At 71.0% G+C, this 13,730-nt stretch carries 12 protein-coding genes and 1 tRNA gene; 5 read left to right on the forward strand and 8 right to left on the reverse strand.

What is annotated here, in order from left to right:
* Positions 1-78: 78 nt before the first annotated feature.
* Positions 79-1,299, forward strand: a complete 1,221-nt coding sequence (locus NQU55_RS23940) for an acetyl-CoA C-acetyltransferase (RefSeq protein WP_168091119.1) — start codon at positions 79-81, stop codon at positions 1,297-1,299.
* Positions 1,300-1,634: 335 nt separating this feature from the next.
* A complete protein-coding gene (locus NQU55_RS23945; RefSeq protein ID WP_206328904.1) occupies positions 1,635-2,495 on the forward strand; it encodes a hypothetical protein in 861 nt (286 codons plus the stop codon).
* 16 nt (positions 2,496-2,511) lie between these two features.
* Here NQU55_RS23945 and NQU55_RS23950 read toward each other — a convergent pair whose 3' ends face one another.
* Positions 2,512-2,850 carry a hypothetical protein gene (locus NQU55_RS23950; RefSeq protein ID WP_168091121.1) on the reverse strand — a complete coding sequence of 113 codons (339 nt, stop codon included), beginning with the start codon at positions 2,848-2,850 and terminating at the stop codon, positions 2,512-2,514.
* 98 nt (positions 2,851-2,948) lie between these two features.
* Between NQU55_RS23950 and NQU55_RS23955 the strand changes: the two genes are divergently transcribed.
* Positions 2,949-3,179 (forward strand): DUF4287 domain-containing protein, encoded by a 231-nt coding sequence (locus NQU55_RS23955; protein ID WP_030365184.1) that lies wholly within the window; start codon positions 2,949-2,951, stop codon positions 3,177-3,179.
* Positions 3,180-3,332: 153 nt separating this feature from the next.
* Here NQU55_RS23955 and NQU55_RS23960 read toward each other — a convergent pair whose 3' ends face one another.
* Together NQU55_RS23960 and NQU55_RS23965 are read right to left on the reverse strand one after the other, a co-directional pair.
* Positions 3,333-4,205, reverse strand: a complete 873-nt coding sequence (locus tag NQU55_RS23960) for a Bax inhibitor-1/YccA family protein (RefSeq protein WP_168091122.1) — start codon at positions 4,203-4,205, stop codon at positions 3,333-3,335.
* A 180-nt stretch (positions 4,206-4,385) separates the two neighbouring features.
* Positions 4,386-4,468, reverse strand: a tRNA-Leu gene (locus tag NQU55_RS23965).
* A gap of 429 nt (positions 4,469-4,897) precedes the next feature.
* Here NQU55_RS23965 and NQU55_RS23970 point away from each other — a divergent pair.
* Entirely contained in the window at positions 4,898-5,680 is a 783-nt protein-coding gene (locus tag NQU55_RS23970) for an ABC transporter ATP-binding protein (RefSeq protein WP_168091123.1), read from the forward strand.
* A gap of 72 nt (positions 5,681-5,752) precedes the next feature.
* Positions 5,753-8,269, forward strand: coding sequence for an ABC transporter permease (locus NQU55_RS23975; protein ID WP_168091124.1), 2,517 nt, complete (start codon positions 5,753-5,755; stop codon positions 8,267-8,269).
* A 69-nt stretch (positions 8,270-8,338) separates the two neighbouring features.
* On the opposite strand, the gene NQU55_RS23980 is transcribed toward NQU55_RS23975, so the two are convergent.
* The 5 genes from NQU55_RS23980 to NQU55_RS24000 form a co-directional block, all read right to left on the reverse strand.
* Entirely contained in the window at positions 8,339-9,664 is a 1,326-nt protein-coding gene (locus NQU55_RS23980) for an SAM-dependent methyltransferase (RefSeq protein ID WP_168091125.1), read from the reverse strand.
* A 194-nt stretch (positions 9,665-9,858) separates the two neighbouring features.
* Positions 9,859-11,250 (reverse strand): NAD(P)/FAD-dependent oxidoreductase, encoded by a 1,392-nt coding sequence (locus tag NQU55_RS23985; protein ID WP_058046611.1) that lies wholly within the window; start codon positions 11,248-11,250, stop codon positions 9,859-9,861.
* Between the two features lie 380 nt (positions 11,251-11,630).
* Positions 11,631-12,572, reverse strand: a complete 942-nt coding sequence (locus NQU55_RS23990; RefSeq protein WP_168091126.1) for a Ppx/GppA phosphatase family protein — start codon at positions 12,570-12,572, stop codon at positions 11,631-11,633.
* A complete protein-coding gene (locus tag NQU55_RS23995) occupies positions 12,569-13,099 on the reverse strand; it encodes a DUF501 domain-containing protein (RefSeq protein WP_168091127.1) in 531 nt (176 codons plus the stop codon). The genes NQU55_RS23990 and NQU55_RS23995 overlap by 4 nt, the downstream gene beginning before the upstream one ends.
* 92 nt (positions 13,100-13,191) lie before the next feature.
* Positions 13,192-13,656 carry an FtsB family cell division protein gene (locus tag NQU55_RS24000; RefSeq protein ID WP_058046614.1) on the reverse strand — a complete coding sequence of 155 codons (465 nt, stop codon included), beginning with the start codon at positions 13,654-13,656 and terminating at the stop codon, positions 13,192-13,194.
* Positions 13,657-13,730 lie beyond the last annotated feature (74 nt).

The following is a 13,730-nucleotide window of genomic DNA, read 5'->3' on the forward strand; positions in this document are numbered from 1 at the left end:
CAGTGACCAAGCCGTGACCCGGGCCCTACGGGCGGGTAACTTCCACCCAGTCCTGCTTTCACACGCCCTGGAGCCGTGATGCCCGAAGCCGTGATCGTCTCAACCGCCCGCTCGCCCATCGGTCGCGCCTTCAAGGGCTCGCTGAAGGGCATGCGCGCCGACGACCTGACCGCGACGATCATCAAGGCCGCGCTCGACAAGGTCCCGGGTCTCGACCCGCGCGACATCGACGACCTGATGCTCGGCTGCGGCCTGCCCGGCGGCGAGCAGGGCCACAACCTCGGCCGCATCGTGGCCGTGCAGATGGGCATGGACCACCTGCCCGGCTGCACGATCACCCGCTACTGCTCCTCGTCCCTGCAGACGTCCCGCATGGCGCTGCACGCCATCAAGGCCGGCGAGGGCGACGTCTTCATCTCCGCGGGCGTGGAGACGGTCTCGCGGACCGTCAACGGCTCCTCGGACGGCATGCCCGGCAGCCACAACCCGTTCTTCGCCGAGGCCGAGGCCCGCACCGCCGCCCGCGCCGAGCAGGGCGGCGACGAGTGGCACGACCCGCGCGAGGACGGCCTCGTGCCCGACGCGTACATCGCGATGGGCCAGACCGCCGAGAACCTGGCCCGCCTGAAGGGCATCTCGCGCGAGGAGATGGACGAGTTCGGCGTCCGCTCGCAGAACCTCGCCGAGGAAGCCATCAAGAGCGGCTTCTGGGAGCGCGAGATCACCCCGGTCACCACCCCGGACGGCACCGTGGTCTCCAAGGACGACGGCCCGCGCGCGGGCGTGACGATGGAGGGCGTGGCCGGTCTCAAGCCCTCGTTCCGCGCGGACGGCCGCATCACCCCGGGCAACTGCTGCCCGCTCAACGACGGCGCCGCCGCCCTGGTGATCATGTCCGACACCAAGGCGCGCGAGCTGGGCCTGACCCCGCTGGCCCGGATCGTCTCCACCGGCGTCTCCGCCCTCTCCCCCGAGATCATGGGCTACGGCCCGGTCGAGGCCAGCAAGCAGGCGCTGGCGCGGGCCGGCATGAGCATCGGCGACATCGACCTGGTCGAGATCAACGAGGCCTTCGCCGCCCAGGTCATCCCGGCCTACCAGGCGCTCGGCATCGACATCGACCGCCTGAACGTCAACGGCGGCGCCATCGCCGTCGGCCACCCCTTCGGCATGACGGGCGCCCGGATCACCGGCACGCTCATCAACTCGCTGCAGTGGCACGACAAGCAGTTCGGCCTGGAGACCATGTGCGTCGGCGGCGGCCAGGGCATGGCGATGGTCATCGAGCGGCTGAGCTGAGGTGCGGCGGAGGGCAGGTGGCGTCCGAGGAACGAGGACGGCACCTGCCCTCCGCGGCGCCGAAGCTCAGCGCGACCATGAACGCGAGCGGCTGAGCTGAGGACGGACGGCCTCACGGGCCGCTTGCGCAACCGTGACCGAATCGCCCCCAGGATGTGACCAACGTCCCGGGGGCGATTCGTTTCCGCAGGTCAGAGATGTTGAAGGGACAACGTCCGGGACGTAAGTCCCGCCCGCTTCATGACGTTTTGCACTGGGGTCTCCTGGGAGCACGCCTCAAGCTGAGGTAGGAATCTGGGGGATCCATAGCAACCGGGAGTACGTCAGTGAGCGCCATGTCCCTTGCCCTGCTGCTGGCCGCGGCCACCGCCACGGCCGCGGGCGCCGCCGCCCTGCACGCCACTCGCGGCCTGCGCCGCCAGATCACCGCCCTGCGCGCCGACCTCGCCGCCGCCACGGCCGAGCGCCACGCGCAGCAGCCCACCGTGCCCGCCGCCCGCCCCGCCCCCGGTGCGGAGCTCGCGGAAATACGGGCGGCCGTCGCCGACGCCCTCGCCGAGGAGCGCGAGCGGGAGCTCGCCGAGGCCCGTGCGTTCTGGGCCGCCCAGGAGGCCCGCGAGCTCGGCGGAGCCGGCGACGTCCCGTCCCTGCCCGGCCTGACCGGCCTCGGCGACGACCTCGCCGAGGGCCCCTACGGCGGCCTCTACCTGCCCCGCCAGGCCGACCTCGTCGGCCTGGAGCCGCTGGCCGAGCTCGCGGGGCTGGCCGAGCTCGCCGAGTTCGCGGAGTTCTCCGAGGCCGCGGCCGCCGAGGCCGAGGCCGCGGACTCCCCCGAGCTGGCCGCCGCCCGCCGCCGCCACCCCTCCCACCCCGACTTCTCGCCCGTGGCGGCCGGCGGCGACCACGAGAGCACGGTGGAGCGGCTCGGCGAGCTCGCGGAGGCCCGCATCCCGCTGACCGACGTGCGCCCCGGCCCGCTCGGCACGCTCGACGTCTACGTCTTCGCCGACGGCACCACCGTCTGCATGACCCCCGGCCACCGCGAGACCGCCGAGCGCCTCTCGGACGCCCTGGACGCCGGCGACGCCCCCGTCCTGCTGGGCGGCTCCGGGGTCTCCGGCGCGTACGCCCTGACCTTCGGCTGCGGGACGGAGAAGGTCTACGTCCTCGCGGACCGGGTGATCGCGTCGCTGTGACGGGGTGACGGGTCCGCTACAAGCCGCACCGCTTCGCCGCCGCCTCGATCAGCGCCACGGCCTCCGCCGCGCCGACCCCCTCCGGCGCCCGCCCGGCGCCGTCGGCCGCGAGGGCCTCGGCCAAATCGTGACCGGCCACCGCCACTTGGTCGGCGACCGCGAACATCCCCGCTTCGGGCATTTCCCTCGGCACCACGGTCCCGGGTTCCTCGATCCGCTGCGCCCACACCGCCAGCTCCCGGGCGAGGGACAGCGCTTCCGCGGCCGCTCCCCTGCTCAGGCGGGACTGCGGCAGGGCACGCAGCCGGTCGGCGAAAGCGTCCACGGCGGCCAGAAGAGACGTCACATCATCCACAGCGCGAGCCTATGCGCCGTTGCGGGAGTGTTGCCAACGTCTGCACAGTCGGGCACGGTGACATGAAGGACCATCATTCGACGCGTCCGGAGGCGCCGATGTCCCACGTCTTCTCCGACGAGACCCACCGGAACCTGCTCTCCCGAATCCCCCATTGCACCGGCCGCGAAGTGGCCGACTGGCTGCGCACGGTCGAGGAAGGACCTTCTCTCTTCCGCTTCGAGGAGAAGGTCAGCTGGCTGCGCGGAGAGCACGACCTCGCATATGGCCACGCCAAGGCGATCGTCCACGAGTACGACCTCCGGCGGGCCGCCCGGAAGCTTCTGTAGCGCGGCGCCCACCGCACTCCGCACGGGGCGGACGACACCCCCGTTCGTCCGCCCGATGCGGATCCGAAGGCGCATACGGCGAAGGGCCCGGGAAATCTTCCCGGGCCCTTCGCTCACGGAGATCGCTCTCCGACTTCATTCACTGCCGACCGGCTAGTCCTCGTTGAGGACGCCGATCAGCTGCAGCATCTGAATGTAGATCCACACCAGGGAGACCGTGAGGCCGAAGGCCGAGAACCACGACTCCTCGCGGGGCGCACCGTACTGAATGCCGTCCTCGACCTGCTTGAAGTCGAGCGCGAGAACCGCCGCGCCGATCAGCACGCCGACGACGCCGACGAGGATGCCCAGCCAGCCCGTGCGCAGGCCGAGGCCGTCGCCGCCGCCGATCACGGCGAACAGCATGTTCACCATCATCAGCAGGACGAAGCCGATCACGGCCGCCGTCACGAAGCGGGTGAAGCGCCGGTTGACGCGGATCAGGCGGGTCTTGTACGCGATGAGCACGCCGACCGAGACGAGCATCGTGCCGAGCACGGCCTGGACCGGGGCGCCCTGCGCGTAGTGGTTGAAGGCCTTGCTGACCACGCCGAGGAAGAGGCCCTCGAACGCGGCGTACGCGAGGATCACCGCGGGGACCGGCTTGCGCAGGAAGATCGACTGGGCGAAGCCCAGGAGCATCGCGACGAAGCCGGCGCCGTAGCCGAGCGCGACCGGGACGTTCAGCCCCCAGCCGACGGCCGCGGCCAGGATGACCGTGCCGAGCGTCATGCCGGTGCGCATGACGACGTCGTCCATCGTCATGCGGCCCGTGGTGGCGGGGGCCTGCGGATAGCCCTGCTGGAGATCCGGGCCGCCCTGGGCGTAAGGGTTGGTGGCGTACGGGTTGGCGGGCTGCTGCGCGTACGGATTGTTCGCGTACGGGTTGCCCTGGGCCGCGGTCCCGGCCTGCGGCGCCGCGTTGAAGCCCGCGTAGCCGTTGTTGCCGCGGAACCGCCGCGAGAAGACCGGGTTGCTGCTCCTCATCCTCACTCCATCCATGGCCGCCCTGCGCGGCCTTGCGACCAAGAGTAATAGGTAGGCAAAAGAATGCGCTCGTGCTTGGGAAGGATCTTTTCCGGCGCACCCTCCCCCACCACTAGGGGGAGAACGCAAACGGGCGGCACCCGGTTCCCTACGGAGAGTGGGGGACACAGAGCAGGTGAGTGCCCGGAGCCGGACTTGAACCGGCACGGCCCGAAGGGCCAGCGAGGTTTAAGCTCGCCGTGTCTGCATTCCACCATCCGGGCAGCGCTCTCGGGCGTACAGGCAGGGAAAGGCGCGCGAGCCTCCCTGGTAAGAGGAGAGCAGGACGAGCCTAGCCGGGGAGCGCCCCCCAAACAGCGGAACGATGACCCGAGGTTGTCTTATTTTATTGGCAACTGAGGGTGCATCAGTGCAGGAACGACGCCAAAGGCACATGCCACGGGCCGATACCGCCCGTTCACCGGGGGACCCCGGGCGGCCTGCGGAATTGTCGCAATCTCGCCGCCCCGTCCCCCGGGCCCCCGGGCGGCCTCCGGGGCGGTGCCCGGCGTCATACCCAAGGAGGAGAAGCGCCCTCCCGGGTCAGACCGAGGTCTGCCCCGCGAACGGGAACAGGGTCTGATCCCGGGAGGCCGCGCGGCACGGACGATGGAGAAGTACCCGCAGCCGTCGTCCCGACAGGAGCCCGCCCCGTGACCACCTCCCCCTACGGCGTCCAGACCGCCGCCCGCCCCACGGCAGTGGCGGCCCGCGCCACGGGCCTCTCCAAGGTCTACGGACAGGGCGAGACCCAGGTGGTCGCCCTGGACGCGGTCTCCGTCGAATTCCGGCAGGCCGAGTTCACCGCGATCATGGGCCCCTCGGGCTCCGGCAAGTCCACCCTGATGCACTGCATGGCGGGCCTGGACTCGGTCTCCGGCGGCTCGGCCACGATCGGCGACACCGAGCTGACCACGCTCAACGACAAGAAGCTCACGCGACTGCGGCGCGACAAGATCGGCTTCATCTTCCAGGCGTTCAACCTCCTCCCGACGCTGACCGCCCTGGAGAACATCACCCTGCCGATGGACATCGCCGGCCGGAAGCCCGACCGCCAGTGGCTGGACATGGTCGTCGACACCGTCGGCCTCTCCGGGCGCCTCAAGCACCGCCCGAACCAGCTCTCCGGCGGTCAGCAGCAGCGCGTGGCCGTCGCCCGCGCCCTGGCCGGCAAGCCCGAGATCATGTTCGCGGACGAGCCCACCGGAAACCTCGACTCGCGCTCCGGCGCCGAGGTCCTGGGCTTCCTGCGCAACTCGGTGCGCGAGCTCGGCCAGACCGTCGTCATGGTCACCCACGACCCCGTGGCCGCGTCCTACGCCGACCGTGTGGTCTTCCTCGCCGACGGCCGCATCGTCGACGAGATGCGCGAGCCCACGGCGGACGCGGTCCTCGACCGCATGAAGCGCTTCGACGCCAAGGGCCGCACGAGCTGAGAGACGGCTCCGCCGCTCCCAGCCTCCCGACGACGGCCCGGCACGGGCCCACTCCCCCAGGACACACAGACCATGTTCCGTACCGCCTTGCGCAACGTGCTCGCGCACAAGGCCCGGCTGCTGATGACCGTACTCGCCGTGATGCTCGGCGTGGCCTTCGTCTCCGGCACCCTGGTCTTCACCTCGACCATCTCCGACGCCTACCAGAAGAGCTCCCAGAAGGGCTACGACAAGGTCGACGTCGCCGTCCAGCCCCGTCACCAGGACGGCGAGGACGGCAAGCCCGGCGAGACCCCCCGGCTCAGCCAGGGCCTGCTGGACCGGACCGCCAAGGTGCCCGGCGCCGCCTCCGCCACCGGCTCCGTCAACGGCTTCGCGGCCATCGCCGACAAGCACGGCAAGCTGATAGGCGAGGGCTTCTCCTCCTCCGGCGCCAACTACTACCCGGGCCCCGGCGGCAAGGACGCCCGCTACCCCATGAAGAGCGGCCGCGCGCCGCAGGGCTCCGGCGAGATCGCCCTCGACGCCAAGACCGCCGAGCGCGCCGGCTACAAGGTCGGCGACACCGTCCGGATCTCCGTCGACGGCCCCGTGCTCTCGCAGAAGCTCACCGGCATCTTCACCACGGACGACGGCGCCGTCTCCGCCGGTGGCAGCCTGGCCCTCTTCGACACCCCGACCGCGCAGAAGCACTACGGCAAGCCCGGCGAGTTCAGCCAGATCGACGTGAAGGCCGCCGCCGGCACCTCGCAGGCCGCGCTGAAGTCCGCCGTCGACAAGGTCCTGCCGAAGGACGCGAAGTCGATCACGGGCAAGGAGCTCGCCGACGACGAGGCGAAGATCATCGCCCAGAGCATGGACGGCATGCGGACCAGCCTCCTGGTCTTCGCCGGCATCTCGCTCTTCGTCGGCATCTTCATCATCGCCAACACCTTCACCATGCTGGTCGCCCAGCGCACCAAGGAGCTGGCCCTGATGCGCGCGGTCGGCGCGAGCCGCCGCCAGATCACCCGCTCCGTGCTGATCGAGGCGTTCGTCGTCGGCGCGGTCGCCGGCATCGCCGGACTGATCGCGGGCATCGGCATCGGCGCCGGCCTGCGCACGCTCATCAGCAGCACGGGCAACAGCATCCCCGACGGCCCGCTGGTGATCGCCCCGGACACGGTCCTGGTCTCGCTGGTCGTCGGCATCGTCGTCACGATGCTGGCCGCATGGCTGCCCGGCCGCCGCGCCGCCAAGATCCCGCCGGTCGCCGCGATGAACAGCATCCACGCCGTGGCCACCACCAAGTCCCTGGTCGTCCGCAACAGCATCGGCGGCGCCATCACCGCCATCGGCGCGGCCGTCGTGCTGACGGCGAGCAGCTCCACCGTGCTGGGCCTGGGCGCGGCCGTCGTCCTCATCGGCATCTTCGTCCTGACCCCGCTGCTGTCCCGCCCGGTGATCGCCGCCTGGGCCCCGCTGCTGCGCCTGTTCGGCATGCCCGGCAAGCTCGCCCGGCAGAACGCCGTGCGCAACCCGCGCCGCACCGCCGCGACCGCCTCCGCGCTGATGATCGGCCTCACCCTGATCACCGGCCTGACCGTGATCGCGGGCAGCGTCCAGAAGGCCATCGACAAGATGGCCACGGAGTCCCTCAAGGCCGACTACGTCGTCTCCATGGCGACCATGACCCCGCTCTCCCCGGACGTGGAGAAGAAGCTCGCCGCGCACCCCGACGTCACGGCCACCAGCCCGATGCGCCAGTCCCCGGCCCGCATCGACGGCGACCACCAGCTGCTCAGGGGCGTCAACGGCGAGGCCGTCGGGAAGCTGACGAAGCTGGACTTCACCTCGGGCAGGTTCACCGTCGCCGGTGACAAGGTCGTCATCGACGACGCCCTGTCCCGCATCAACCACTGGAAGACCGGCTCGTCCTTCGACGTGACCTTCGAGGACGGCAAGAAGGGCCGTCTGACGGTCGCCGGCGTCTACAAGGGCAACGAGCTGATGCGCGGCATCATGGTCGACAACAGGACGCTGACCCCGCACCTGAGCGAGATCAACGACCACCAGGTGATGGTCAAGACCAAGAACGGCGCCGGCGAGGCCGTCGAGGACTCGCTGCGCAAGGCCCTCGGCGACAACCCCGCCATTCAGATCCAGACCAAGCAGGACATCTCGGACGGCATCTCCAGGATGATCAACCTCCTGCTGAACATGCTCTACGGCCTGCTGGCCATGGCCGTGATCGTCGCCGTCCTCGGCGTCATCAACACCCTGGCCATGTCCGTCTTCGAGCGCCAGCAGGAGATCGGCATGCTGCGCGCCATCGGCCTGGACCGCAAGGGCATCAAGCGGATGGTCCGTCTGGAGTCGCTGGTCATCTCGCTCTTCGGCGGCGTGATGGGCGTGGCCCTGGGCGTCTTCTTCGGCTGGGCCGCGGGCGACCTCATCCGCAAGGGCCTGAGCACCTACGAGCTGGTGCTCCCGTGGGGCCGGATGGGCCTGTTCCTGCTGCTGGCCGCGGTGGTCGGCGTACTGGCCGCGCTGTGGCCGGCCCGCCGGGCGGCGAAGCTGAACATGCTGTCCGCCATCAAGGCGGAGTAGCCGGCACGGACGGACCGGCACGCACGGAAGAGGGGCCCCGCGGCAGTGCACCGCGGGGCCTCCGCGCGTCTAGCGCCAGTTACGCGCCCGCAGCGGCATCCCCGCCGCCCCCGTTTCGGGCGTACGGACGGCCAGCACCTGGTTGACGCCGATCCTGTTGCGCTCGAAGGACAGCGCCGAGGCGGCCATGTACAGCCGCCAGACCCGGGCGCGGCCGGGCGAGGTCAGTCGCACGGCCTCCTGCCAGTTCTGCTGGAGGTTGACCACCCACTGACGCAGCGTCAGGGCGTAGTGCTCGCGCAGCGACTCCACGTCGCGCACCTCGAACCCGGCCTCCTCCAGCTGGGCGACGGTCCGCCCCACGGGGGCGAGCTCGCCGTCGGGGAAGACGTAGCGGTCGATGAACTCGTCGACCTCGTACGCCTCCTCGTCCCGCAGGGGCCGGCGGGCGATCTGGTGGTTGAGCAGCCGGCCGCCGGGCTTCAGCAGCGCGTGCAGGTCGGCGGCGTACTCGGCGTAGAGCGCCGAGCCGACGTGCTCGGCCATGCCGATGGAGGAGACGGCGTCGAAGGGGCCGTCGGAGATCTCGCGGTAGTCCTGGACGCGGATCTCGATGCGCTCGGTCAGACCGGCCTCGGCGACGCGCTTGCGGGCGTACGCGGCCTGCTCCTCGGAGAGGGTGATGCCGACGGCGCTCACCCCGTACTCGCGGGCCGCGTGGAGCACCATCGAGCCCCAGCCGCAGCCGACGTCGAGGAGGCGCTGCCCGGGGCGGAGGTCGAGCTTGCGGCAGACGAGGTCGAGCTTGGCGCTCTGGGCCTCCTCAAGGGTGGAGGCCCCGTCCCCGTCGCTCCCCCAGTAGGCGCAGGAGTAGACCATGGAGGGGCCGAGGACGCGCTCGTAGAAGGTGTTGCCGACGTCGTAGTGGTGGCTGATGGACTGCTTGTCGCGGCGCAGGGTGTGCAGGGGGCCGCCGGTCCTGCGGGCCTCCTCGCGGGGCGGCCGGGGCGGCAGCCCGGGGCCGGCCAGTTTGACGAGCTCACCGCCCGCGGCGCGCAGGCGCGGGTCGCGCACGGCCGACAGCAGGGCGGCGAGGCCGGAGCGGCGCGTTTCCTCGCCGCGCTCCCAGAGCGAGCCGGCCAGGAGCTCGAGCGCCTCGTAGAGATCGCCCTCGACGTCGATGTCGCCCGCGACCCAGGCGCGGGCGAGGCCCAGCTCGCCCGGCTTCCACAGCAGCCGGCGCAGGGCACGGCGGCGGCGGATGACCAGGACGGGGGCACCGGATGTGCCCGGGGGGCCGTACTCGCTGCGGTCCCAGGCGCGGATCCGGACCGGGAGCGGGGCTCCCAGGACCTCTTCCGCGAGCGCGGTGAGCCGTCGAGCGGCGTCGGCCATGTCGCACACACCTCCATGATGCAAGGTCAGGAGAAACGTTCAACTGACACCTAAACACCAAGAGTCGGCACGGTAGTCCCGTTCAGTCAGATTAGATCAACTGTGGGTGGCCGGACATACGACAAAGGCGCCCACCCCACGGATTGGTGGACGCCGTTGCCGACTGGTTGACCGCGGCCGAGCCGCGACCGCCGTTAGGAGGCCTTCGCCTTCTCCGAGGGGACGGAGTCGGCCTTGGGCTGCGGGGCCGGCTTCGCGGCCTCGTAGAACTCCTCGCGGGGGTTCTCCATGGCGCGCAGCGAGACGACCTCGCGCTTGAGGAACATGCCGAGGGTCCAGTCCGCGAAGACGCGGATCTTCCGGTTCCAGGTCGGCATGGCCAGACCGTGGTAGCCACGGTGCATGTACCAGGCGAGACGGCCCTTGAGCTTGATCTTCATCTTGCCCATGACGATCATCGCGACGCCCTTGTGGAGGCCGAGGCCCGCCACCGCACCCTTGTTGGCGTGCTTGTACTCGGTCTGCGCGGCCGAGAAGCCCCGCATGGCCGAGATGACGTTGTCGCCGAGGACCTTGGCCTGGCGCAGCGCGTGCTGGGCGTTCGGCGGGCACCAGGCGTTCTCGTTGCCCGCGGCGCGGCCGACGAGGTCCGGGACCTGGGCGTTGTCGCCCGCGGCCCAGATGTAGTCGGTGCCGTTGACCTGGAGGGTCGGCAGGGTGTCGACGTGACCGCGCGGGCCGAGCGGCAGGCCGAAGCGGGCCAGCGCCGGGTTGGGCTTGACGCCCGCGGTCCACACGATGGTGTTGGAGTCGACCTCGAGGCCGTTCTTCAGCACGACGTGGCCGTCGACGCAGGAGTCCATCGACGTCGAGAGGTGGATCTCGATGCCGCGGCTCTCCAGGTGGGCCTTGCCGTACGCGCCGAGCTTGGGGCCGACCTCGGGGAGGATCTTGTCGGCGGCGTCGACGAGGACGAACCGCATGTCCTCGCGCTTGACGTTGGGGTAGTACTTGGCGGCGTCGCGCGCCATGTCCTCGACCTCGCCGATGGTCTCCGCACCCGCGAAGCCGCCGCCGATGAAGACGAAGGTCAGCGCCTTGCGGCGGATCTCCTCGTCGGTCGTCGAGTCAGCCTTGTCGAGCTGCTCGAGGACGTGGTTGCGCAGGCCGATGGCCTCCTCGACGCCCTTCATGCCGATGCCGTTCTCGGCGAGGCCGGGGATCGGGAAGGTGCGGGAGACGGCGCCGAGCGTGACGATCAGGTAGTCGAAGGGCAGCTCGTACGCCTCGCCGACGAGCGGCGCGACGGTGGCGACCTTGCGGTCCTGGTCGATGGTGGTGACGCGGCCGGTGAGGACCTCCGCCTTGGGGAGCACGCGTCGCAGCGGCACCACGACGTGGCGGGGGGAGATGCTGCCGGCAGCTGCTTCGGGCAGGAAGGGCTGGTAGGTCATGTACGAACGCGGGTCGACGACCGTGACGGTCGCCTCGCCGTACCGCATCTTCTTGAGGATGCGGCGCGCCGCGTACAGGCCGACGTACCCACCGCCTACTACGAGGATCCGTGGACGCTCCGTGGTGCTCATGATTCGAGTATCCAGCACTCTCCACGGGCATGCTCGTGAGCCCCTTCACAAGGGGTCGAGGGGTATCTGCTACACTCCGCCGCCACCGTGACCCATGCCATACGCCCGTAAGGGAACCAGTTGGCCGGCGGGCACGTTGTGAACCCCTGTTGAACTGGCCTTGCGGGTCTCAAGTTGACTAGACCACTGCCACGTCGGCGATCACATAAGCGGCCCTTTAACCCGCCCGAAACCGGACGGCATCCCGCCGCAGAGGGCTCCGGGGGCCCCGGAAGGGCCCAACAGGCCCCTTCGCGCCGCCAACGCTCCCTTTTTTCATGTGAAGGATTTCACGAACTTTTTCCCGGAGGCCCCCGAAGGGGCCTCCTCGGGGCGCCTTCTCAGGCGATGCTCCAGGCGATTCCATCCAGAATGTCGTGTTCGCTGACGACGACCTCGTGGGCGCCCACGCGCTCCATGACGGCCTGCAGGACGAGCGCCCCGGCGCAGATCACGTCGACCCGGCCCGGGTGGATCACGGGGATCGCCGCACGCTGCTCGTGCGTCGAGGCGAGCAGCTTCCCGGTGATCTCCCGGACCTGCTCCAGAGAGATCCGCGCGTGGTGGATGCGCGTCCAGTCGTACTCGGTCAGGCCCAGCGCGATCGCCGCGACCGTGGTCACCGAGCCGGCGAGGCCGACGAGCGTACGGGCCTCCTCCAGCGGGACGGTCTCCTCGGCGAGGTCCAGCGCGGCCTCGATGTCCGCGCGTATCGCCGCGATGCGCTCGGGCGTCGCGGGGTCCACCACGGCGCCCTCCGCGACGAGGTGGCGCTCCGTCATGCGCACGCAGCCCACGTCGACGCTGCGCGCCGCCCGGACGTGCTCCTCGCCCACGACGAACTCCGTGGAGCCGCCGCCGATGTCCACGACGAGGAACGGCCTGGCCAGGTCGTCCCGGCCGGAGAGCTCCTTGGTGGCGCCGGTGAAGGAGAACTCGGCCTCCTGGTCACCGCTGATCACCTCGGGCTCCACGCCCAGGATGCCGACGACGCCGCGCACGAAGTCCTCGCGGTTCTCGGCGTCCCGCGAGGCGGAGGTGGCGACGAACCGCACGCGCTCGGCCTTCAGGTCGCGGATGACCTCCGCGAACTCCCGGCAGGCCGCGAAGGTCCGCTCCAGGGCCTCCTCCGCCAGCCGGCCCGTGCGGTCCACGCCCTGCCCCAGGCGGACGATCGTCATCCGGCGGTCGAGCTCGGTGAACGCGCCGGTCGCCGGGTCGAGATCGGCGACGAGGAGACGGATGGAGTTGGTGCCGCAGTCGACGGCGGCGACGCGGGTCACTTCTCGTCACCCCCGCACGGCGTGACGCACGGGCCCTTGGCCCACCACTCCGGCAGCAGCGCCAGCGCCTCGTCGCCGAAGGGGTTCACGCCCGGGCCCGCCACCAGCGAGTGACCCACCAGGACGTGCAGGCACTTGACGCGGTCGGGCATGCCGCCCGCGCTCGGGAAGCCCTCCAGGACCTCGATCGCGTCGCGGCGGCGGAGGTAGTCCTCGTGCGCGGCGCGGTAGGCGGCGGCCAGCTCCGGGTCGGTCGCCAGCCGGTCCTGCATCTCCTTCATCAGGCCCGAGCCCTCCAGCGTGCCGATCGCGGAGGCGGCGCGCGGGCAGGTCAGGTAGTACGTCGTCGGGAACGGCGTGCCGTCCGGCAGCCGGGGCGCGGTCTCGACCACGTCCGGCTGACCGCAGGGGCAGCGGTGGGCGATGGCGCGCAGTCCGCGCGGCGGACGGCCCAGCTGCTGCTTGAACGCCTCGATGTCGGCGTCGGTGGGCTCGGTGGACTCGGTCTGGGGCGGAGGGGTGTCCATGTGCTCGCTCGTGTCGTCTTCGCTCGGTGGTGTCGGCAGGTCGTGCGGGAGGCGGGTCGTGAAGAAGGGGGGGAGAGGGCCGGCGGGCACGGTCAGCGCGGGGTGTCCGCGGCGTCCACACCGTCCCACAGATTGCTGTACCAGGGGCGGTCGGCGGCGCCCTGGTCGCGCGGGCGCCGGGCGGTGCCGCTGCCGTCGACCACGCTGTAGCCGGTCTCCCCGGGGCGCAGGTAGTGCAGGTGCTCGCGCGCCTGCTGCTCGACGTACGCCGGGTCCTCCAGCCGCGCCTTCTCGTCCTCCAGGCGCTTCACCTGCTCGCGGGCGCGCTCGGACTGGCGGCGCTGGTCGGCGATGTCGGAGCGCTGGGTGACCCACTGGCGCATGGGATAGGCGAGGGCGACCACCAGCGAGCACACGACGAGCGCCAGCAGCGCCGCACGGCCGGTGAGCCGGCTGCGGCGCGGGCCCCGCGCGCGGTAGACGCGGGCCGTGGGGCCCTGGACGAGCACCGAGCCGAGTGCCCTGAGTCTGGTCGCGGTGGAGCGTTCCGCCGCCACTTCGCCTCCCCGAGGTCCTGGTCGCCCGCAGCCTCGCTACGAACGTACGTCCCCGGCCACGGTACGGGACCGTG

It is taken from the genome of Streptomyces telluris (genome assembly GCF_024519335.1).
Classification (GTDB): Bacteria; Actinomycetota; Actinomycetes; order Streptomycetales; family Streptomycetaceae; genus Streptomyces; species Streptomyces telluris.

Coding starts and splice junctions, on each gene's coding strand:
- NQU55_RS23980 (WP_168091125.1), bottom strand. CDS start 9,664: ATGGCCGACGCCGCTCGACGGCTCACCGCGCTCGCGGAAGAGGTCCTG.
- NQU55_RS23960 (WP_168091122.1), bottom strand. CDS start 4,205: ATGAGGAGCAGCAACCCGGTCTTCTCGCGGCGGTTCCGCGGCAACAAC.
- NQU55_RS23995 (WP_168091127.1), bottom strand. CDS start 13,099: ATGGACACCCCTCCGCCCCAGACCGAGTCCACCGAGCCCACCGACGCC.
- NQU55_RS23955 (WP_030365184.1), top strand. CDS start 2,949: ATGTCCCACGTCTTCTCCGACGAGACCCACCGGAACCTGCTCTCCCGA.
- NQU55_RS23985 (WP_058046611.1), bottom strand. CDS start 11,250: ATGAGCACCACGGAGCGTCCACGGATCCTCGTAGTAGGCGGTGGGTAC.
- NQU55_RS23945 (WP_206328904.1), top strand. CDS start 1,635: ATGTCCCTTGCCCTGCTGCTGGCCGCGGCCACCGCCACGGCCGCGGGC.
- NQU55_RS23940 (WP_168091119.1), top strand. CDS start 79: ATGCCCGAAGCCGTGATCGTCTCAACCGCCCGCTCGCCCATCGGTCGC.
- NQU55_RS23975 (WP_168091124.1), top strand. CDS start 5,753: ATGTTCCGTACCGCCTTGCGCAACGTGCTCGCGCACAAGGCCCGGCTG.